The 22429-nt window shown below is 34.5% G+C and carries 15 protein-coding genes; 3 read left to right on the forward strand and 12 right to left on the reverse strand.

Going from position 1 to position 22429, the window contains the following annotated elements; all coding sequences use genetic code 11:
- The first annotated feature begins 941 nt into the window (after positions 1-941).
- The 3 genes from BMX64_RS06510 to BMX64_RS06520 all read left to right on the forward strand — a co-directional run bounded on the left by BMX64_RS06510 (position 942) and on the right by BMX64_RS06520 (position 2556).
- On the forward strand, positions 942-1280 hold the full coding sequence (locus BMX64_RS06510; protein ID WP_091168736.1) for a hypothetical protein: 339 nt from the start codon (positions 942-944) through the stop codon (positions 1278-1280).
- A gap of 89 nt (positions 1281-1369) precedes the next feature.
- Positions 1370-2299: a TerC family protein gene (locus BMX64_RS06515; protein ID WP_091168739.1), complete on the forward strand. Its 930-nt coding sequence runs from the start codon at positions 1370-1372 to the stop codon at positions 2297-2299.
- Positions 2300-2343: 44 nt separating this feature from the next.
- A complete protein-coding gene (locus tag BMX64_RS06520; RefSeq protein WP_244273264.1) occupies positions 2344-2556 on the forward strand; it encodes a TFIIB-type zinc ribbon-containing protein in 213 nt (70 codons plus the stop codon).
- A gap of 436 nt (positions 2557-2992) precedes the next feature.
- On the opposite strand, the gene BMX64_RS06525 is transcribed toward BMX64_RS06520, so the two are convergent.
- From BMX64_RS06525 to BMX64_RS06580, 12 genes are all read right to left on the reverse strand, one after another.
- Positions 2993-4003, reverse strand: a complete 1011-nt coding sequence (locus BMX64_RS06525) for an NHL repeat-containing protein (protein ID WP_244273242.1) — start codon at positions 4001-4003, stop codon at positions 2993-2995.
- A gap of 14 nt (positions 4004-4017) precedes the next feature.
- The gene (locus BMX64_RS06530) at positions 4018-5241 is read right to left on the reverse strand and encodes a hypothetical protein (protein ID WP_091168751.1); all 1224 of its coding nucleotides are present in this window, start codon (positions 5239-5241) and stop codon (positions 4018-4020) included.
- Positions 5242-5357: 116 nt separating this feature from the next.
- Positions 5358-7295: a glucosamine-6-phosphate deaminase gene (nagB, locus tag BMX64_RS06535; protein WP_091168754.1), complete on the reverse strand. Its 1938-nt coding sequence runs from the start codon at positions 7293-7295 to the stop codon at positions 5358-5360.
- 50 nt (positions 7296-7345) lie between these two features.
- A complete protein-coding gene (gene nagA / locus BMX64_RS06540; RefSeq protein WP_091168758.1) occupies positions 7346-8467 on the reverse strand; it encodes an N-acetylglucosamine-6-phosphate deacetylase in 1122 nt (373 codons plus the stop codon).
- Between the two features lie 20 nt (positions 8468-8487).
- Positions 8488-9702 (reverse strand): AGE family epimerase/isomerase, encoded by a 1215-nt coding sequence (locus BMX64_RS06545; RefSeq protein ID WP_091168761.1) that lies wholly within the window; start codon positions 9700-9702, stop codon positions 8488-8490.
- A gap of 103 nt (positions 9703-9805) precedes the next feature.
- A complete protein-coding gene (locus tag BMX64_RS06550) occupies positions 9806-11902 on the reverse strand; it encodes a GDSL-type esterase/lipase family protein (RefSeq protein WP_091169058.1) in 2097 nt (698 codons plus the stop codon).
- 147 nt (positions 11903-12049) lie between these two features.
- A complete protein-coding gene (locus BMX64_RS06555) occupies positions 12050-13288 on the reverse strand; it encodes an MFS transporter (protein ID WP_091168764.1) in 1239 nt (412 codons plus the stop codon).
- Positions 13289-13357: 69 nt separating this feature from the next.
- On the reverse strand, positions 13358-14530 hold the full coding sequence (locus BMX64_RS06560) for a kelch repeat-containing protein (protein WP_091168768.1): 1173 nt from the start codon (positions 14528-14530) through the stop codon (positions 13358-13360).
- A 30-nt stretch (positions 14531-14560) separates the two neighbouring features.
- Complete coding sequence (locus BMX64_RS06565; RefSeq protein WP_091168771.1) at positions 14561-15481, reverse strand: dihydrodipicolinate synthase family protein; 921 nt, start codon at positions 15479-15481, stop codon at positions 14561-14563.
- 106 nt (positions 15482-15587) lie between these two features.
- Positions 15588-17039 carry a RagB/SusD family nutrient uptake outer membrane protein gene (locus tag BMX64_RS06570; protein ID WP_091168774.1) on the reverse strand — a complete coding sequence of 484 codons (1452 nt, stop codon included), beginning with the start codon at positions 17037-17039 and terminating at the stop codon, positions 15588-15590.
- Positions 17040-17057: 18 nt separating this feature from the next.
- On the reverse strand, positions 17058-20507 hold the full coding sequence (locus tag BMX64_RS06575; RefSeq protein WP_091168779.1) for a SusC/RagA family TonB-linked outer membrane protein: 3450 nt from the start codon (positions 20505-20507) through the stop codon (positions 17058-17060).
- Between the two features lie 542 nt (positions 20508-21049).
- The gene (locus tag BMX64_RS06580) at positions 21050-22282 is read right to left on the reverse strand and encodes an ROK family transcriptional regulator (protein WP_091168782.1); all 1233 of its coding nucleotides are present in this window, start codon (positions 22280-22282) and stop codon (positions 21050-21052) included.
- Between the last annotated feature and the right edge of the window lie 147 nt (positions 22283-22429).

Here is a 22429-nt window from a genome sequence, read left to right on the forward strand (position 1 = left end):
GGAGGAGAACCTAAAGAAGTTGTAAAAATTAAAACCACTATCTAATTTGATAATGTAAAGTGTGTAAAGTATACACTTGAAAACAAAACATTTATTATTGTAGAAATGTACTTTAAAAATACAACTTTAAAGCTACCGTACGAAAATCGTACAAATTTACAAATATAAAACCATTAAACTATTGATTAACATTGTTTTTGATGATTTTAAGAGTGACCCTGTCGGGATGATTTTTGAACTATTTTCTGCTAGATTCAATGCATTTGAGTATGCTGTCTGCCATTTAATAAAGTCAATGAGAAACATTAAAATTATTCATAAGCCCATATCCACTTTAACTTAGTATGTCCAGTTACAAAGTTATAAAGTACAGTATCTGTAGCTTTTCTATAAGTGTTAAATTTTCATTAATACTGCACATGCCAATTTAATTTTGGTAACAATTCTGCTGTATGCTTCTTTGGTGTTAAATTAATCTAAATTATTTATCTCGAAATGCATATACATTAGTTTTTAATTACTTTTGCCGCATGAATCTTTGTCGAAAAAATTTAGTCAATAGCATTTTGCTCTTCGTGAGCATGTTATTGTGTTATAATATTTGTTTTCAACAAAGTGATACTTCTTCATTAGTGGAGTTAAACTCTGAAAAAAGTGTATCTCCTAATTTTGTAGACTTTGATTTGGAAATAAACGAAGAAGACCAAATTATTTACGGATTGGAAATTTTCTTAATGGTTGAAAAGTATACCCAACACAACCATTTTTATTTTACCAGTAGATCATCTCAACCATTTTACTCCGTTTGGCAACCGCCAAAGCTTAGTTAATATTCCATAATCTCTTGTTTAGTGTTTGAAAATTGTTCATCCACTCAAACAGCATTACTATCCTATGCAGTAATGCCAAAAAAATATGTTTATTAACTAAAATACATCAATATGGATTTTGAATACTTTTTGAAAAAAAAAGGCAAGCCTCATAAAAAACATGCATTGCATAATTATTATCAAAATGATGATTATAGATACGAGACCTATTCCAGTGGTCATGGAAGTTTTAACGCAATTGCATTTATCAATAGTTTAAGAAACAATAAGAAACTCAAGATCGTTTTCCTTGTTGTTTTGATTCTCGCAATAGTTCTCGTAATTGGGATAATTACCATTTTCTTTTCTTTAATTTCATCTATGACCGATACTATTGCTCAAAATGGGCTTTCAGGAGTGTTAGATGAGGCGATTAATTTTCTAAACAAACTATGGAATGGCAAAGAATAGGTTGTATTAATTTGCGAAAGTGGAGAGATAAGGTAGATGTTTTATTAGTTGATAGTTTTGTTTTAATTAAATACGTAATTTAAAAATAAATGATAATAGATAGTTTTGTATGGATTTGTTTTTTAGGGTTTGTCCTAGCAATGTTAGCATTAGATTTAGGTGTTTTTCATCGAAAATCTCATGAAGTAAAAATTAAAGAAGCTCTTATTTGGAGCGCTGTATGGATATCCCTTGCCATAATTTTCAATTATGGTGTTTATATTTTCATGGGCAAAGAAAAAGCAATTGAGTTTTTAACAGCTTATGTGATTGAAAAATCATTGAGTATTGATAATTTATTTGTCTTTATCGTGCTGTTTACCTATTTCAATGTAGATAGAAAGTACCAGCACAAAATATTATTTTGGGGGATTTTAGGAGCTTTGGTAATGCGCGGCATTTTTATTTTCGCAGGGGTGGCTCTCATTAGTAAGTTTCATTGGATTATATACGTTTTCGGGGCGATACTTATTTATACGGGTATTAAAATGATTTTTCATAAAGACAAAGAGATTGAACCGGATAAAAATCCATTAGTAAGGTTATTTAAAAAATTCTTTCCCGTTACAGAAGAAATACATGGAGGTAAATTCTTTGTAAAATTAAAAGATCAAAGATTTGCAACACCATTATTTATTGTGCTTCTTATTGTAGAATTTACTGATTTGATTTTTGCTGTCGATTCAATACCTGCGGTACTTGCGATTACAAATGATACGTTTATCATTTTTACCTCTAATGTTTTTGCAATATTGGGTTTAAGAGCGTTGTATTTTGCTTTGGCTGGAATTACAAAATATTTTTACTATTTAAAATATGGTTTATCGGTAATATTAGTTTTTGTTGGAGTAAAAATGACAATTGTTGGTTTCTATAAAATACCAATTGTCCACTCTTTAATGGTAATATCTGGTATATTGCTTATTTCTGTTTTACTTTCTGTTGCTTTTCCAAAAAATAAAGATTTAATAAATAACTAAAATTGAATACTATGAATTGTCCAAGTTGTAAAGTTCCGCTTGTTATGTCTGATAGACAAGGAATTGAGATTGATTATTGTCCGCAATGTCGTGGAATATGGCTAGATCGAGGTGAGCTTGATAAAATAATAGAAAGGTCGGGAATTGAAACGCAGAACAATCCTCAATTCAGTAGACAAGCTCCTGATAGCCAGCCACAGCATGGCTACTATAAGGAACACAAGAAAAAACATTGGTTAAATGAATTGTTTGATTAACCAATTTTAATGGCTTTTTTTACACCGCATTATTTTGTTGAATAATGCGGTTCATCTCCTATATTTTATTTATCGAAATCCTTCCCGAACGTTCTTCTTGTTCATAACATAATTCTACTAATTTAGGTTATTTATTCCTATTGGATGTGCAAACAAAAAGTAGAGAAACTGTTAGGCAGTATTTTTGTTTGTATCTGCAGATTTTTTTCTGAATTATACCTACTCGCTAAATTAGGATATCCATTTTAAGGGTATAAACGATTTGAAACCAGAAAGTAAAGAATATTACAATAACGAAAGAATCCTCTAAATGTAAAAATAATGAGCCCGATGATATATTAGAGCTCATTATTATTAAAATCGTTTAAACTTTTGGAGGGCAGTCTAGACTTACTGAATGGAGTTTCTTTTCAATGTTGTCATTGGAGTTAAATTATTAATTTTTCTGCTCAGCGATTGTAGATTGATTAATTTTAATAACTCTTATTTTTTTATTTGTATTGTCTGCTAAAAAAATACGATTGTTAAGTTGTGCTGCACTAATAATGTTTCCAAAAGGATTTTGCCCCATAATGTCAGAAGCATTAACTCGTGAATTGTAATTTTTAGTACTAAACTCTTCTTTAGGATAAAGACGCAAGTAATATAAACTTCCGGTGTTTTCCGTTGTGATAGCCCAATCAGTACTAAAACTGATAGAAATAGGCTTACTATCTGAAAATATATATGTTACAGGTTTTATAGGGGTTGTGAGTGAATTTGTGGCATTGGCGCGAATATCATCGATTTTATAATACAAAAAGCTTTTTGCGTCTCTTCCCGCTACCACTAAATTTCCAAAATCGATATCCATGGAATAGATTTCAGTACCGCCATTTAAGGTATTTAATTTGGCAATAGGTGCTAAATTCCAATTGCTGGTGTCGGTAATTTGGGCTGTTTCGAAAACTTTAATTGTGGTATTTTTTTCTTTGACAAATACCAAACCATCTTTTACAACAACTCCAAAAACGTGTACAAATGTATTCCACCATTGTCCATTTCCAACGGTACTTATTCCTGCGCTGGTGTTTTCATCAATTACAAAAAGTCTTGAATCAACACTTCCAAGGTAGATGCGTCCTTTATCAATGCATACTGACGAAAGATTAGTTAGCGGGATTATCGTATTTCCTTTTGTGTAGTTCGTAATTGTTTTTATGTATTCCAAAGTTATGGCATTGAAAACTTCAAGGACATCACCATTACATACATATAATTTTTCGTTCGAAATCGCGATTCCTTTAGGTTCTAATGTTCCGTTTCCTGTTCCGATTTGGCTAGCTGTGATTGTTGCTTCTTCAGTTGGGTAGTGATAAATATAATTTGTTGGTTCTGTATCGTAAGTGTCCTTGCTACAATTTGTAAAGAGGCAAAGTAGTACTATGAAAAAAGGGAGTTTATTCATTTTGATTATATTTGTTAATTCCATTTTCCTGTTCCTTTATATTTTAATAAAAAAGGGTTTTTGGGGTTAATAGTAAAAATAGGTTTACTATAAGTCCCTGTCAGATATTTTGTTTTGGTCCAGCCTTTAAGTACATCCGGATTAGTAAAAGGAAGATCGTCTAAGTGTATTAAGTATTTATAAAATTGAGTTAGCATTTCTTGCTGACCACCACCTTGACCACTATTTGCTAAATTGCTGCTATGACCGTAACCACTGTGATGTGAATATTCGTGTGACCAAACCGACATATCTCCTCTCCAATGTCCAGCTACATATCCGGATTCCCATTGAGAAGCCAAAGGTCCGCCTCCTAAAGCTGCCGCTCCACCTACCATTGCCAAATAAACCGTTCTATTGTCGATGTAATTTATGTATGTTTTTTCAATTACTGCTTTGGAAAAATAATCATAAACCCCATCAACATCTTCAGCATTACCATGCCAATTTAATGCACCATCTACAGCAGTACCAGCCAGAGTAGCTTGCTCTTGTTTGTATTTGTCAAAATTTGTGAAAGTATCATAATATATAGGATGACTCAATGCATAAGAATAATTTATAATCATTGTTATGGCTTCTTTGGCTAAAACGGGATTCATTGGTAAAAATTTGCCGAGTTCATTCACATGATAGGCATCATTAAACTGAACCAATCGCGAAGATTTTATTTTTTTTAATTTAGCGAATAAGGGATCTGTTGATTCTACTGAAAATTCAATAGCACCAGTAGAAAAACCTTCAATTTTATCAATCGTAACAGTATTACCTGTTTCAAGTAAATAATCATTTTTCCCAGTTACTAATGGAATTTGGTGCGATGAACGATGAAAAGCAGGTATTTTTGTAAAATTGTAAATTAGAAATCGCTTTTCATAGTTGGGTAATTTAGCATAGATTTTTACATCACTCAGTCCGACAGGGGAATATAGCGATATTTGTACCGAATCTTTTCCTTTTTGGATTATTTGAAGTGGTTGATTTACTCGAAACCAACGATCTGTTTTATCATACATTTTTGACGGATTCTCGTCATCTTCAAACATTGTTATAGGTCGATTTCCTACGGGTAAATTTGTAGCGTCAAGACTAGGTAAATAATTAGGTTGGTATGCAGTGCCTTGGTTTTCGTCATGACTACATCCAATAGTGATACTGGCTAAAAGTGTTAATACGAATAAATAATGTTTTTTTATCATGTAGGTTTGAAAGTAAAATTGGGGGTTATTTATAAAATGCAAAACTATCAATATCCTTATTAAATCCTTATGTCATTGATAGTTTTTTAAAAAATTTAATGAATAGGATTATAGGGTTAGTAATCAAATCGTTTAAAAGCTTCAATCGCTTCATATTCTGCTAATCCTAGATCGTCGTACAGTTTTGCTGTATTTTTGTTACGATCTTCGGCTCGTACCCAAAATTCTCTAGAATCATTCCCTTGAAACATTACTCTGTCTTTTTGGGATTGGTGGTATAAAATCGCATGTCTTTTTAACAAAACCTCATCAGGACTTAAGGGAACAGCCATATCTATTTCGTGGATATCCCATTCGTGCCAAGCACCTCTGTACAACCATAACCAACAATCGTTCATATAAGGTTCCGGTTTGAGTTGTTTCATAGCGGCAAATATTGCATTCAGGCAAACTTCATGCGTACCGTGTGGATCTGCTAAATCTCCTGCGGCAAAAACTTGATGCGGTTTTATTTTTGAAATAATAGCTGCAACTATGGCGATATCATCTGCACCTAATGGATTTTTCTTTACTCGGCCCGTTTCATAAAAAGGAAGGTCTAAAAAGTGTGTGTTTTCATCTTTTAGCCCAATATATCTTGTTGCAGCATACGATTCGCGACGTCTAATTAATCCTTTTAATTTTCGAACTTCAAGAGAATCAATTTGATTTTCTGTTTTATTGTTAATGAAATTGATTACTGCAGGAAAATCTACATCACATTCTGTTTCTCCAATAAAATCATTACAGACTTCGGCAAATTTCAAGGCTTCATCGTCTGTAACGGCAATGTTTCCAGAAGTTTGATATACTACATGAACATCATGTCCTTGTTTGATTAATTTCGAAAAAGTTCCTCCCATAGAAATCACGTCATCATCTGGATGCGGACTAAAAAGGATAATTCTTTTCTTTGCAGGATTTGCTCTTTCAGGTCTGTGGGAATCAGCGGTATTGGGTTTTCCTCCCGGCCATCCTGTTATGGTATGTTGCAATAGATTGAACATAGTTATATTCAGATCATAAGCAGAACCTTCTTGTGCCAAAAGATCTGACATTCCGTTATTGTTGTAATCCCTGTCGGTCAGCTTTAATATCGATTGTTTTGTTTCTTGGCAAAGCCAAACAATAGCTTTATTTTTTAATTCCTTAGTCCAAATGCATTCTCCTACCAACCATGGTGTTTCAAAACGAGTTAATTCGGAAGCGGCAGATTGGTCTAAAACGAAAGTAGCGTTGGTATGATTTTGTAAAAAAGTAGCAGGAACTTCAGAGCTTATTTCTCCTTGAATAGTTCTCTTGATAATGGAAGCTTTATTTTGGCCCCAAGCCATTAATACAATTCTTTTAGACCTTAGAATGGTAGAAACTCCCATGGTAATGGCTCTTTTTGGAACATTATCAATTCCGTTAAAATCCGAAGATGCATCTACTCTGGTAATATGATCCAAAGTGATAATTCGGGTTCCTGAATTGATGTGGGAGCCTGGTTCATTGAAACCTACGTGTCCGGTACGACCAATTCCCAATAATTGGAAATCAAGTCCGCCGGCATTTTTTATTTTCAGTTCATAATCAACGCAATATTGATTTAGCTCATTAATTGCTACTGTTCCGTCTGGAACATTTATATTTTCCGGTTTAATATCGATATGATTAAAAAGATGCTGATGCATGAAATAGTGATAGCTTTGGTTGTTTTCTTTTGTCATTGGATAGTATTCATCCAAATTGAAAGTGACTACATTACTAAAGCTCAATCCTTCTTCTTTATGCATTCGAACTAATTCTTCATAGACCTTTATAGGTGAAGAACCAGTGGCTAAACCAAGAACACAAGATTTATTTTTGGCTTGTTTGGATCTAATTAATGTGGCTATTTCTTGAGCAACAATTTTTGAACCTTCAACCGAATTTTTGAAAATTTCATTGTGAATTTTTTCGAATCTCGTTTCTTCAAATTTGCCGGCACTTTTATAACTGATGTCAGGTTTAATTTCTAAAACACTTTTCATTTTAATTTTTATTAGAGTTATTTGTGTAGTTGTTTTTTAATATTGATTCTTTAGATCGGATTATAATTTACAGTTTCTATTCTTGATAGATCATCATTGAAAGTGACAAAACTTGCCGGAAATCCGGGTTTTATTTTGCCCAATTGATTTTCCATTTTTATAGCTGCTGCTACTCGGCAAGTAGCCATTTTAATGGCTTCATCAGCCGAAACATTCAAATGAGTGAACGCATTTTGAACCGCTTCTTTCATCGAAATGCTGGCGCCGGCTAGATTACCTTCGTCATTTCTGTAAAAACCATTCTCCAGATGAGCATCAAAATTTTCCCACCTAAAACTGGAAACTTTTCGTCCTAAAAAGGCAGCATCACTAATTAAAAAGAATTTATCCTGCTTTAATTTATATGCCAATTTTGCTGCGGCATAATCACAATGCGCACCATCTAAAATAACAGGAGCATAAACGCTTTCATTTTCAAATGTTGCTCCGACTAAACCCGGTTCCCGATGCCCAAATTGCGTCATCGCATTAAACAAATGGGTGACGAGTTTAATCCCTTTAGAAAAATAATATTGGGCTTCTTTGTAGGTCATCGTCGAATGTCCCGCAGAAATAACAATACCACTTTCTAAGAGCATATCCAACTGTTCATCGGTAAAACATTCCGGGGCAATTGTGATTACCTTTATCACGTCTTTGCCATAACGGATAATTTCTCCCAGCTCGGAATTAGTAGGTTTACGAACCTGATTAATGCTATGTGCACCGCGTTTTAAAGAATTTAAAAATGGCCCTTCCAGATGCATTCCCAATACTCCATTATTGTATTTTGCTTTATAATTGCGAATGGCTTCAATTCCTTGAAGAATGGTTTCCTTAGAAGATGATATCAGACAGGGAAGTGTATGTGTTGTACCATATTTTAAACTGGTTTCATATATGTCCTGAATGGTTTCTTCTGTTGGATTTTGGCTAAAATAAAGTCGCTCTCCACCGTTTATTTGTATGTCAATAAAACCTGCTGAAATATGACTTCCCTTCAAATCAATCAACGGAATATCAGTAGGAATTTCTTTTTGGACAGAAATAATTATTTCATTTTCTATAATAATGACATCATTATTTATTTCTTCGCCTGTATGTACGATCCCGTTAATAATAGCTTTTTTCATTTCTTATAGTTTAAGTGTATTTAATCTAGTTCGCTACCGACAACGTTCTTGTTCTCTTTTAGATACTCATTTAAAATCTGCAAACAATACCATTCCTGTCTTGGCAAATGAAACGGTCCTTTGAACATATTTCCTTTTGCGGTTTGAGCTATGGTTCCGTCTTTATGTAAATAACCAAACCATTCTCCGTTTGCTGCATCATGAAATTTACTGTACCCATAATCATGTACCATTTTGTGCCATGTTGCATATTTTTCATTGCCAGTCATAGTATAGGCGAGCAGTGTTGCGATAATTACTTCGTTTTGTGGCCACCAAAATTTCATATCCTGCCAGTATTCCTGTACAGGTTTGTCATATACATCTCGGAAATAGAGGATACCGCCATGTTCCTTATCCCATCCGCGTTCCCACATATAATCCAGCATTTTACAGCCCAATTCAATTAAATGAGGATCATTGTTGCGGTATTTTGCTTCATGTAAAATAAACCAAGCACCTTCAATAGCGTGACCAGGATTCAAGGTGCGACCGTCAATATGATCAATAATAGAACCATCTGGAGCTACTTGCTCCATCACGCATTTAATATCGTCTTTTACAAAATAGGTTTCAATTTCTGCAATCCATTTGCTAATCCATTCATCACAACGCGGATCTCCAATATTGTCACGTAACTGTTGCGCTGTATTTATGAGAATCATAGGTGTACCAATTCCTTTTGACGGCCGGGTTGCGGTGAATTTAGGTTCTAATAAATCAGGATTAGTAGAATATTCTATACATTTTCCGAACAAAAACCGTGCTTTTTCAGCTATTGTTTCATCTCCGCTAGCTTTGGCGTAAGCTGACATGGCAATAACCGCAAAGGTTTCCGAAAAGAAATAACGGCGTTTGCGTATGGGTTGTCCATCGCGTGTTACGTGAAAAAACATCTGTCCATCAGTATCAAAGCAATGGTTGTTTAAAAAATCGATACCAGTTTTAGAACCTTCCAGCCACTCTTGTTTTGGCTCGACTGTATTGTAAAGTGTAGCCAATAACCAAGCGGCACGCCCTTGTATCCAAACGGCTTTGTCATCATCAATCAAACTTCCGTCTTGATCACGCATTAATAAATAACCTCCAAAATCGGTATCAATGGAGCGTGGAAACCAAAAGGGAACGGTGTCATTTAACAATTGATTCTGATAAAAGTTTCTGAGGTTTTGAAGATCTATTTTTGAATAACTCATTTTCTTTACTATATGTTATGTAACTACTATATTTTATTTTGTACTAGGGTTAATTTGTATATCATACAGTCAAACACATTTGACTGTATCTATGGAATCTCTTTTAATTTTTGGTAATTGCATGGAGTTCAAGTTTAAAAGTCGAACAAGGCAAGCCAGCTTCATTCACTAAATTGGCTGTAGTAAAAGGTTTCCATGCATATAAAACAGTCTTTATTTTTTCTCCTTTAGGGATAGTAATAATGACTTGATTTTTTACAATTGCGGCTTTACTTTGAAAGCGATTTCCCTTATCGTTTACTAATTCAAAACCAATTAACTCCTTTTTGTCTGACGTAGTTAATTGTTTTGCAAATGCAAACGAAACTAGAATGTTGTCGTCTTTTTGTATGGCTTTCACAGCGGAAGGACCATTTGCAATTACAGCTTTTCCATAGGTGTAGCGCAAGGCTAAAAGCGCCAAACGATCGGCCACTTCTTTTTTCTTAATAGGATGCACATTTAGCGCATCACCATAATCCATGCTAATTGCCATACCGCTGTTAGGAATCTTATTTTGCAATCTGTTTTGCATAGCTCTGAAGGCCGGCCAAGTTGGTCGCTCAATACTTGATAATTGCACATAATAGAAGGGTAGGTTAGCGTCCCAAGCTTTGCGCCAACTTTCGACTAATTTTGGCATGAGATGCTCGTATAATTCAACGTTGTGTGCATTGCTTTCGCCTTGGTACCAAATCACACCTTTTATTGGAAATTTTGTAAAAGCTTCCATTCCAGCTTCAAAATTATAGGAAGGATCATAGGGATGGCGTTGTTTTAAATTTTTAGCATTCTTCAAATTTAAATTGGCACGTTCTCTAACCCAAGGCATGATAAAATCAGATTTGCGCCAGTTGGTCAATACATCAACTACTTTGTCGTCATGTTCCAAGGTATTTCGGTCTATCCAAGATTCTATTGGTGATCCTCCAACGGCAACTTGAATTAATCCCACAGGTACATTTTCTTCGTGTGCGATGTTTTTACCAAAGTAATAGGCAATGGCCGAGAAATCTTTGGCACTTATCGAATCACATACGGACCAACTTCCGGAAAAGAATTGCAGCTGATTGGTTTTAACTAATGTTATAGAATCCCAAGCCGTTTCATCAGTCTCCCGTATCGCTTTAGCATTGAATAATCGAATAGTAGAATTTGCGATTGCCTTTTTTACTTCTGCTGCACCATTTTCTGAATTTTGAAGTTGAAATGCCATATTCGACTGTCCGGAACAAAACCAAACATCGCCAACCAGAATATTCTTTAAAATAATTTTTGTTTCCTTAGATTGAATAGTCATTTCATAAGGCCCACCTTGTGTCATAGCAGGAAAAGTAATTTTCCATTTTCCATATTTGTCGGCAATGACGTTCTTTTTTTGTTGTTTAAAAGTCACTTCTATGGTATCGCCTCCATTGGCCGTTCCATAAACTGAAATGGGTTGATTGCGCTGTAAAACCATATTATCCGTGAAAACTGCTGCTAATTTTAATCCGCCAAAGTCTTGAGTGATGTTTTTATAAACGGTTTTGGCAAGAATAGTTGCTCCTTCTTTTGTAGGGTGCAAAGCATCGGGAAAAAGATCGGGACGATGGTATAATTTTTCATGTAAGTCAATTAAACCCACTTGATTTGCTTTTGCAATATCTGGTATATGAGATTGAATTTGCCAAAACCAATCTCTGGTTCCTGATTTAAAACGAGGATGTTCATTAAATATGGGAGTCAATCTACAGATGTAAATTTTGACTGCCGGATTTTGTTTTTTTAAAGTGTCTATTAACCAAGCGTAATCAGCATCAAATTCTGCATTGTAATTGGGCCAATTTCTAGGATCGGTATCGTTTAAGCCCAAATGAATAATGGCTATATCAGGGCTGTATGAAATGGCATCGACAAATTCTTTAGTTTTAAAGTAGGGTGTACTTCCTTTTTTCAAAAGTGTTGCTCCGCTATGCCCGAAATTTTTTACCTCATATTGTCCGCCCATCAAGATTTGAAGTTGCGAAGGATAGGATTCATTTGTAGCATCAGACAGAAGATAACCAGCTGTAACGGAATCTCCAATGCAAGCTACTTTGAGTTTTGTTTTTTGTGCAAATGACTCAAAATGAATGATTATTGAAATCAAAAAGACCACTAAGAATAGATTCCTTTTCATTGTATTCATGTTTTTATTTTTTCAGAAATTATTAAAAATGGGCATAAATTATCCGCAAGGCGGAACACAAGGCTCCGCCTTAACAGATAAAAACCAAAAACCAACTTAAAACAATTTTTTGAACTTAGTAAACGATACTAATGTATTTTAGGCATCGACAAAATCATTCACTTTTGGACGCAGAAAACTGACTTGAACTACTAAAGCAATTACAACAACTCCCGCCATCAAAGCAAAACCGTAGCCTAAAGTCCCGCTATCGGATGATTTGCCTAATAATGAAGTTACTAATGCACCACAACCAACTCCGGTCATATTTAGGACACCATAGGCCGTTCCCCGGTATTTTGAAGAAACAAATTGACATATAATAGGCATGTTATTGGCATCAAACATTCCGTAACCGATACCGAAACAAAGTACAGCAGCGACGACATTGAATAATGAATCTCCAAAACCAATTAACAATAATGCAGGAATCGTTAAACTCAAACCAATCGCACTGGTATAAACCCTGCCTTTTATATTTTTTTGTACCCATTTGTCTGATAAAATACCTCCGAAAATCACTCCTAATAAGGATGAAAAGGAGATGGCAATGGTTGCTAATGGACCGGCCTGTTCCATTGGAATTGCTAGGTTTTCTGAAAATAGGGTAGGCAACCAGTTTTTTGTAGCCCAACCCGGTAAACTTATTATGGCAAAATAGAATAAGATAACCCAGAAAGAAATGTTTGTGAAGAGCAGTGCTAAACCTTTAAACAGTGAACTTTTTTCATTTGTTGTTATCAAATCAATAGGTTTTATTTCAGTAGCTTTTTTCTCTTTTAATAAGAAAACCAAAACTACAGCATACAAAACACCAACGATTCCAAAATAATGAAAAGTGGTATGCCAAGAATAGGTAGCAGCAATGGTAGCTCCAAAACCTCCTAATGCAGAACCCACATAAAGTCCAGTCATGTGAATACCAATAGCAAGAGACCTTGTTTTTTGCTGATGATAATCGGCTATTAGCGATAAACCAGCTGGAATATAAAGGGCTTCGCTCACTCCCATAAGTGCTCTTAACCAATACACCTGATTGTATGTTGTTGCATATCCCATAGCATACGTAACTGCTGACCACACAAATAAACTGCCTACAATAAGCCATTTTCTGTTTAATTTGTCAGCAATAATTCCAGATATTGGACTCATCAAAGCATATATCCAAAGAAATATAGCCATTAAGCGTCCAAAATTTTCACCGGATACTAATTCAGGGATGTCGGCTTCCATTGACGGACGCATCGTGGCCAACATTTGTCTGTCCATATAGTTTAACAATGCTACCAGCCAGAGTAAACCAACTACAATCCAAGGATAATGCTTTGTGTTTTTCATATTTTATTTTTTTTAGTTTTAATCTTCTTTTTTAACATCAAAAAAATTTAAAACCAATTGTTTGTGTCGTTATTTTATTGTTCCTAACATAACATCAGGAGTACGAATGCCTGGTTTTACTTCCCCATTTGATAAAACAATGTCGTCATTCCAGAGTGTGGCTGTTGTAGTTACATGAGCAAGAAAGGGCAGTTCACCAATGGTAGACCATGAATCTGTAAGGGTGTTGTAGACCAAAATTCCCTTATAAAAACCATCATGATTTGTATTCAACTTATTCTTCTCTACGGATAGTTTTGCTTTTTCTTCCGGAGAATCAGTTTTTGCAATTTGGGACAAATAGGTTTCGATTTTATGAAAAGTTTCACCATTATCACCACCAACAATTACGATAGAATGATTGCCTACAGCAACACCTGCACCTGCAGAAAAGTTGGTTGTATTTTTTCCATCAGATATGTTTGCACGACTTTCCCATATTTGTTTTTTAATGTTAAAAACAAAAGTGGTTTTGTGTAAATCACTGATGCCCGTAGGTGTTTTGGTTCTTCCGCCAATCACATAAATATTAATTCCGTTTTTGTCTTTTTGAACTACCGGAACTGAATTTGCCAGAGCGATAGGTAATTTTGGTAGTGTTATCCATTCCGGATTTTTGCTGTTTAGATCAAGGCTTAAAAAATCATTAGAAGATTTAGTCGCCTCATCACCACCAATGGCGTACACTACATTGCCAATATGTGTTAAGCCAATATTTGTAATAGCTATCGGAAAATTAGGTAGCGATTTTATTTCAACCTCATTTTTAGATGCATTCCACTTTAAGATAAACGCTTTATTGGAAAGTCCATTTTCATTTTCACCACCTACATATACCACTCCTAAATCGGTTGAAGTAGAACCACAATAGGCGATAGGTTCGGGTAATGTACTTTTTACCTCTTTGTTCCAGCTATATATATTGTTGCATTTCTGCAATACATGAATTTCTTTTGAATAGTGTTTTTTTCCACCTTCCCAAGGCATTTTATCTTGGAAATTAGCACCTCCTGAAACAATTAAAACATCGTTAGTAATACCATTAATTGCACCTGCAAAGCCCAATGATATACTTCCATCAGCATTTTGTAGTTGTGCTGCTTTTTTCCATTCAATATGGTTTACAGCTTTTTTTTGAGAAAGGGCATCTGTTGTCGACATAATAAGTAAGCAAAGGATTAGATAAGAAAAATAGTTATTCATAGTATTTATTTTAAAATAAAACGAACGAAGTTATTTTGATTTGAAATCTTCAAAATGTAGGTTTTCGACATCTTTTTTGAATAATTCAAATTGGTCAGCGCTCATGTTTTTAACAGGCAATCTAAACTCACCTAAATCCAATCCTACCACTTTCATGTAGGTTTTACCTACTGAAATACCGCCATATTTACCCAATAAGCGAATCATGTTGATTGATTTTTGCTGCAAAGCACGCGCTGTAACCAAATCATTTGCATTAAAAGCCGCAATTAAATCATAGTATAACGGAGCTGCATAATTGAAAGTACTTCCTACAGCACCTTTCGCTCCTAGTACTAATGCAGATAACATATTCTCATCGCGTCCCCAAAGCATATCAAATTTGCCATTTTCATAACTCATGCAACTTTGGAAATCCATGAAATCTTCGTGCGTATATTTCACTCCTGCAAAATTTGGAAGTTTCCCGTCTAAGGCCTGTACTAAATCAAACATAGGTAAGTTTACGCCTGTCAATACTGGAATGTGGTAATAATAAAAAGGCATGTTAGGAACACTTTCACCCACTTCGATACAGGCTTGCGCCAACATATCAACATTTGCAGGTTTGAAATAAAATGGAGCCGTTAGTGAAACAGCATACAACCCGATTTCATATGCATGTTTAGCCAAATCAATGCAATCCGTAAGACAAGTTCCGCCTAAGAATACCATTACTTTAAAATCAGCATCGTGATTGGAACAATCTGCCCAAGCTTGAGCAACTGCTTTTTTCTCTTCTAATGTTATTGAAACACCTTCCCCGGTAGATCCGTTAATAAAAGCACCAGTTATTCCGTTTCGTTTTAGAAAAGTATAGTAAGCTGGAATTAGACTAACATCTAATTTTCCGTTGGAGTCAAAGGGTGTAAAAGGAGCTGAGATAAGCCCTTGTAAATGTTCAATTTTCATGAGGTATTTTTTTAAATTGTCTTTTGTTTATGTTGTTTAAATAGACCGGGAACTTAAATATTCCCGGCTTATTATTTAAACTATACTTCTTAAATCCAGTTTTTCACTATGGATTCTGAGTGATTTTAGGATTAAAGTTAATAGTATTTTGAGATATTGGAAACAATATCTTTTTACCTGCCATCGATGGAACAATATCTGTTTTATTGAAACGAACTAAATCCCACCACGCTTTACCTTCAAAAGCTAGTTCTTTTAAACGTTCATTTAAAATAGCATCATTATTAGCCGCCTGAGAACCATTTGTAAATGAAGAAGAAGCATCGGCTCTTTGCATCACCTGATTCATTTCATTAGTTGGATCCTGACCTAAAGCATTTTTAATTTCTGCTTTCATTAATAATATATCTGCCCAACGGTAAATAATAATATCGCTAACAAATCTTCTGGTAGCGCCGTCTACTGTTCCGTTATATTTCACCAAACCTGTTACAACCGGAGTAGTTCCATTGAATAAAGTTAAATAAGTAGCTGTTTTTCGGGTATCTGTATTGCTAAAGTTGAAACGGGTAATATCTGGTTGCACTCTTGAAATACCTGCATTTCCTGTACCAACTCCCAAGGTTCCAAAAGTTGCTGTTGCTGTTGCTGCCGTTAGCGGTGCAAAGTCACTTGGTCCCACAAACATGAAAGAATTCCAATTGTCTGATAACGATGAAGGAACATCTGCTAATGAATAACGAACTGCAAAAAGAACCTCAGCATTACCTTTATTCGTGTAACCAAAAACATCTTTGAAATTGGCTAATAATACTGGTGCAGTAGGAATGGCATCAATTGCTGCCAAAGCTATATTTAAATCGGTATTTCCACCACCTAATTGTTTCGCAGTCCATAAATTCACATCTGCTTTTAAAGCATAAGTTGATGCTAAAGATAATTGTGCTTTATTATTTGTTGCATCCGGATAATTAGCAATTGCCAATTCAATATCAGATTTAATAAAGGCAAAAGTTTCTTCAATTGTATTACGAGGAACAATATATTCGGATTGATTTGTATTTTCCGTTGGTGCAGTTACAATTGGCACCCCACCCCAAGAACGGGCCATAATGAAATAAGCTAAAGCACGCATAGAATGCGCTTGCGCGATGTACCTCTTTTGCTCATTCACAGTTGTTGGACTAAATGGAATAGTAGGTACATATTTCAAAACTAAATTCGCTTGATGAATTACGGTGTACAAACCAGCCCAATCCACATCAATGTTTTGTGCTGTTAAGTTGTTATTGTAATAATTTGCCAAATTCAGAGGTGATTGAACACCGCTTGTTATTTCAGCACTTCTAGCACCACCCAATAAATAATAATTTTGTTGGGTTTGGGTTCTAAAATTGAAGTACATACCGTTTACACCTGCTTTCGCATCATCTTCTGTTTTCCAAAAACTGGCAGAAGTAATTACGCTTTCAGATTGTAAGTTTAAATCATCTTCACAGGAGCTGAATAGTGAAAGTCCTGTAAAAAGTATAGTGAATAAAAGAATTTTCTTTTTCATGATATTTATTATTAAAAATTATAAACCAATGTTTAAACCAAGGATAAAGTTTTTTGGAACAGGATAGGTACCTTTTGCCCCTGCATCATTTAATCCAAGACTTGAACCTCCATCAATACCTTGTACTTCGGGGCTTAAGCCACTGTATTTAGTAAAATAATGTAAATTGCTTCCTGTCAAATAAACGCGTACAGAAGATAATTTTATTCTGCTAACTATTGATTCAGGAATTGTATAACTGATCGTAACTTCTCTCAGACATAAATAATCTCCACTTTCATAATATCGGCTATTTCCTTGAAACATATTGGTATTATAAGCCGCACCACTAGCTTCAGAACGGAATAAGTTATTTTGGTTGGTCTGGTCAGCCCAGCGGTATCTTGGTACATCAGTTATGTCACCTTCTTTTTGCCAAGATTGTAAGCTTTCTGCCAATAGTCCATAATTTCCTTGGAATTGACCAACAAAACGTGCTCTTGATTCATTGTAAATGGTAGCTCCTAAAGAGTAATCTGTTCGTACAGTTAAAGAGAATCCTTTATAATTAGCATCAAAATTAAATCCGCCTACAAATTTAGGAAACATATTACCCATGAAAGTTCTGTCTCTGCTGTCAATAATTCCATTGTTATCAGCATCTAAGAAAACGGCATCTCCAGCAAATTTCTTACCAGTTGGATTACCACCTGTTGCACCAGTTTTACTTACATAGTTATCATGTGTGGTTAGATTGTAAGCATCTGCTTCAGCTTGTGTAGAAAGGATATACAATTGTTTGTGAGCATAAAAATCTCCAATTTTTTGACCTTCCTGTAAACCTCCTACAAATTTATAAGAACCACTGCTGGCATCCCAGATTTCAGTCCCTCCAATTCGATTGTTTAAATTCCCATTTGAAGGTAATTTTTCAATCACATTAGTATTGTGCGAAACATTGGCACCTACATTAATTTTTAAATCATTATTGTTGTACACATTTGCATTTAATTCTAATTCAAAACCTTTACTTCTTAATCCGCCTAAGTTTGTTAGGACTGTAGAGAAACCACTATTAGAAGGAAGCGTTAAATTCGTTAATAGATCAGAGGTTAATTTATTGTAGAAATCTCCAATTATCCTAATTCTATCATTATTAAAGCCCAAATCAAAACCTCCATTTATAGTTTGTGATTGTTCCCATTTCAAACCTGGATTTGCAATTTGAGAATTTACAATTGCGGATTGCCCATTGTAGCTATTGGCAAATCCATTTGTTGTTCCAGAATATAATCCTCCGGCTTGAAAATCACCCAAGGTTCCTAAATTTCCGTTTACACCATAACTTCCACGAAGTTTAAAAGAGGAAACAACTTCGGGTAATGCGGACCAGAAATTTTCTTCATGTGCATTCCAACCTACTGATAATCCTGGAAAAAAACCATATTTATTATCCGGGCCTAAACTAGATGAACCATCATAACGGAAAGAGGCTGTTGCAAAATACCTGCTTTTGTAATCATAATTTACACGTCCAAAAACACTGTTTAATATTAATCTTGTATTATTGCTGAATACAGAAACTGGTATTGGAGATGAATCTAATGTTTGCGCAAGATCCGAAGGACTTCCTTTTCCAGAAGCATTAAATGTTTTTATGGTTCTGTCAAATTTAGAAGCTCCTAATTTTGCTTGAAAATCGCCTAAATTTTCTAAAGATTTGTCAAAAGAAAATACTCCTTCATATTGTATTTGCGTTGTTTGATTGCTTAATCGGGTAGCGGTACGGGTATTATCAACCAAACCATTGCTACCACTCAAAAAAGCCTGTTGAAAAGTATTTCCATTTTCATTTTCATTGTAAAGAGATAATGAAGGTGTAAAAGTTAAATCTTTAGTGATTTTCAAATCACCATCCACACCCATTTGCAATTTATTATTTTCATTAATCCCTTTTACTTTACCCATTTGATATAATGGATTTCCATTAATATTATTTTGCCCTGGAGCCAAAGTACCATCTTCTAAATATAATTTTGTTGTAGGAGCGTTTCCTAAATATCTATTGAAGACCACACTATTGGCAACTACTTGGTTATTACTAGCTTTGGAAAACAATACTCTACCGTTTACTGTAAAGTTATCAGCTACTTTCAAAGAAGCATTCAGTTTACTGGTAAAACGTTGATAACCAGTAAATATAGTGATTCCGTCCCCTTTTAGATAGCCTAAACTTAAATCAAAAACTCCGGTATCTCCACCGCCGCTAATACCTAAAGTGTGGTTTTGGGTAATTGCATTTTGAAATAAAACATCATTCCAATCAGTGCTTTTGTACATAATAGTATTGTTAGCATTAAGGGGATCTGCCATTTCCTGCCAGCCTTTAGCTTGTAATTCTCCAATAGTTATTGCGGATAAATTCGATTTTAATAAAGTAGCGAATGGCGTGTTATTCAATAAGTTGTTTCCGGTACCGGCAGGAGTAGCGCCTGTTAATTGCCCAAGTCTTGCAATACCTGTTGTTGTTGTAAGTCCAGCGATTTCGGCAGCATTATACAACCCTAAACGCTGTAGTCTGATATAGTCACCACCGTCTAGAAAATCATATTTTTTTCCAATTTGACTGTTTTGAGTCGAAACATTGTACGTGATTTTGGTTTTACCCGCTTTACCGGTTGAAGTTGTAATAATAATTACACCATTAGATGCGCGGGCTCCATAGATTGAAGTCGCAGCAGCGTCTTTCAATACTTGTAAAGAGGCTATATCTAAAGAGTTGATATCATCAATTTGGGTTCTTAGAACTCCGTCAACAATATATAATGGAGTTGCACCCGCTGGATTGTCAATAGAAGTACCACCACGCACCAAAATGTTAGATGCTTTTCCTGGTTGTCCCGATGCCGTGCGTACTACCAAACCAGTTACATTTCCCTGTAAGGATTGCGTCACATTTGAGTAAGGAACGTTTTCTAAAACTTTTTTATCTAATTTAGAAACTGATGTACTTAAGGTTCTCCTGTTTTGTGAACCATAACCAACAACGATAACCTCATTCATTTGTTGTCCTACTTCTTTCAGAACAATATTAAGAGGAGTGTTTCCAATAGTTACTTCTTGTTCCTGCAGACCTATATAAGAAACTATTAATGTTGTAACATTGTCAGGAACTTCAATAGTGAATCTCCCGTCTATGTCAGTTTGTGTACTAATATTAGTGCCTTTAGCAATAATATTAACACCAGGTAAAGATTCTCCTTTTTCATCAGTTACCTTTCCGGTAATTTGTTTTTGGATTAGGGTTAAGTTGTTTGTAGCTTTTGTAATGGTAACCTTTTTTTCTAAAAAAGCATCTGTTCCTGAGAACGCTGAGGCTGATGCTTGTGCGGTAAAAGCGACTAGAAATAAGGATGTTAATTTCATAGCTTTCCCGAAGTCTGGGGTAAGCCAATAATTTTTTGGCTTGCTTTTTGGTAATAAATTCATACTTTTGTAATGGTTAGGTTAATAATAATTCTTCCTTCTTGGTTTATTTATTTGTTATCCAACCACAGTTCTTTTTATTAAGAACCAGCCAGCAATGTTTACAGCATGTGCTGGCTTTTTTTATGGATAACAAATTAATATTTTATAAAAAAGGGTATTCCCTAATTTTGTTGTTTTTATAGTAACAATAGTGAAAACCTTGTTTGCAATTTATAAGTATAAGTTCTTGCTTCAATTTCTCTGAACCATTTTTAACAAGTTAAAAATCATAGTAATACAAGATAATACAGTTGAAATACATATAGGATTAGTACTCTTAAAAGATCCAATCTATTTTTTGTAATAGTAATTTGGTACGGTTTTTTTCTTTTGAAATAAACTGGTTTACTTACCCTTTTGGAGAAATGCAAGAAGTGTAAAATAAAATTTTAAATAGAATGTTTTCCGCGTTGATTTATTATCACGTTGTAAATATATAAATTAATTTAATAAATGCAACATAGTTATTAAATTATTTTAATAACTAAAATTTAGAAGTAATTTTAGTTATTAATTAATGGGGATAACATTTTTTCTTTTATGACACAACAGGCGCCAATGACACCAGCGCGACGGCCTAAAGTTGATTTTTTAAGTTTCATATCGCGGTTAACTAAACCCAATGAATATTTTTTTAATGCTGACTGGATAGGTAGAAGTGTGTAATCACCCAATTGAGCAAAATCGCCTCCAATTACCAATAAATCAGGATTAAAGATATTGAGTAGAATAGACAAGTAGCGTCCCATTTTTTCACTCTGCTTAGTGACTAAATCAATACATAAAGTGTCTTCTAAATTAAAAGCTCCGGAAATAATAGTATGGTGTTGTAAAGCAGAAGAATTTTCATCAAGTACTACTTTTGATTGTTTTCCCTCTTTTAGAGCCGCTTTGAACTGGTTTACTAAGGACCATCCTGAAATTTCAGTCTCCAGACATCCAAGTTTACCGCATTGGCACATAATTCCGTTGTCAAAGATTGTACTGTGACCAAATTCTCCGGAGTAACCGGATTTTCCATAATAAAGTTTACCATCAGTTATCATTCCTATAGCGACACCCCAACTGTAATTTACAAATATTATATTCTGTTCATCATCAACCACACCTTCAGAATATTCACCAAAAGTCATCGCTCTGGTATCATTTTCTAAATGAACCGGCAAATCCAATTGCTCTGAAATGATTTCTGTTAAAGGTCTGTTTTCGCTAAAGAAATAATTATAGCTAAATCCTTCCATCGAATTAATGCGTCCTGAAAAGTTGATGCAAGCACCTACAATCATCTTTTTTTCGACCACACTATCTTCTATAAATGAATTTATCAAAGTACAAAATTCCAATAGAGACTCTTGAGTATTTTGTAAAGCAAAGGAAGTTCCTAATTCAATACTGACAAATTCATTTTTAATATTTTGTAAACCAATAGACATACTGGCAATACTAACTTCGACCCCTAAAAAGTAGGCGCAAGTTGGATTGATACTATATAAAGAAGGTCGTCTTCCTCCACTATTGGTAATTTTTCCAAGATCTATTACATATCCTTCTGACAATAATTCGTTAACAGCCTTAGTGACCGTTGGAACACTAGATTGTAATTCAGAACTTAATTCTGCTATTGTAGCATTACCAGCTGACAATAATCGTTTTACGATTGCTTGTCTTAGCATATGCCACTTTTGGCCAGATAGGCTTTTATCTTTACTACTGTCTAATAAATCTTTTAAACTCATTATTGTTATTTTTTATAAAAAATTCGATGGAATTCATTTACAAACTTACTATAATTTTTTTACTCAATGATTTAAATCATTTTTGACCATAACAAACAGTTTGATAATGAAAAAGTCGATAAATGAAAACCGAATTCATATTCGCAT

This window comes from Flavobacterium sinopsychrotolerans, from assembly GCF_900110375.1.
Lineage (GTDB): Bacteria > Bacteroidota > Bacteroidia > Flavobacteriales > Flavobacteriaceae > Flavobacterium > Flavobacterium sinopsychrotolerans.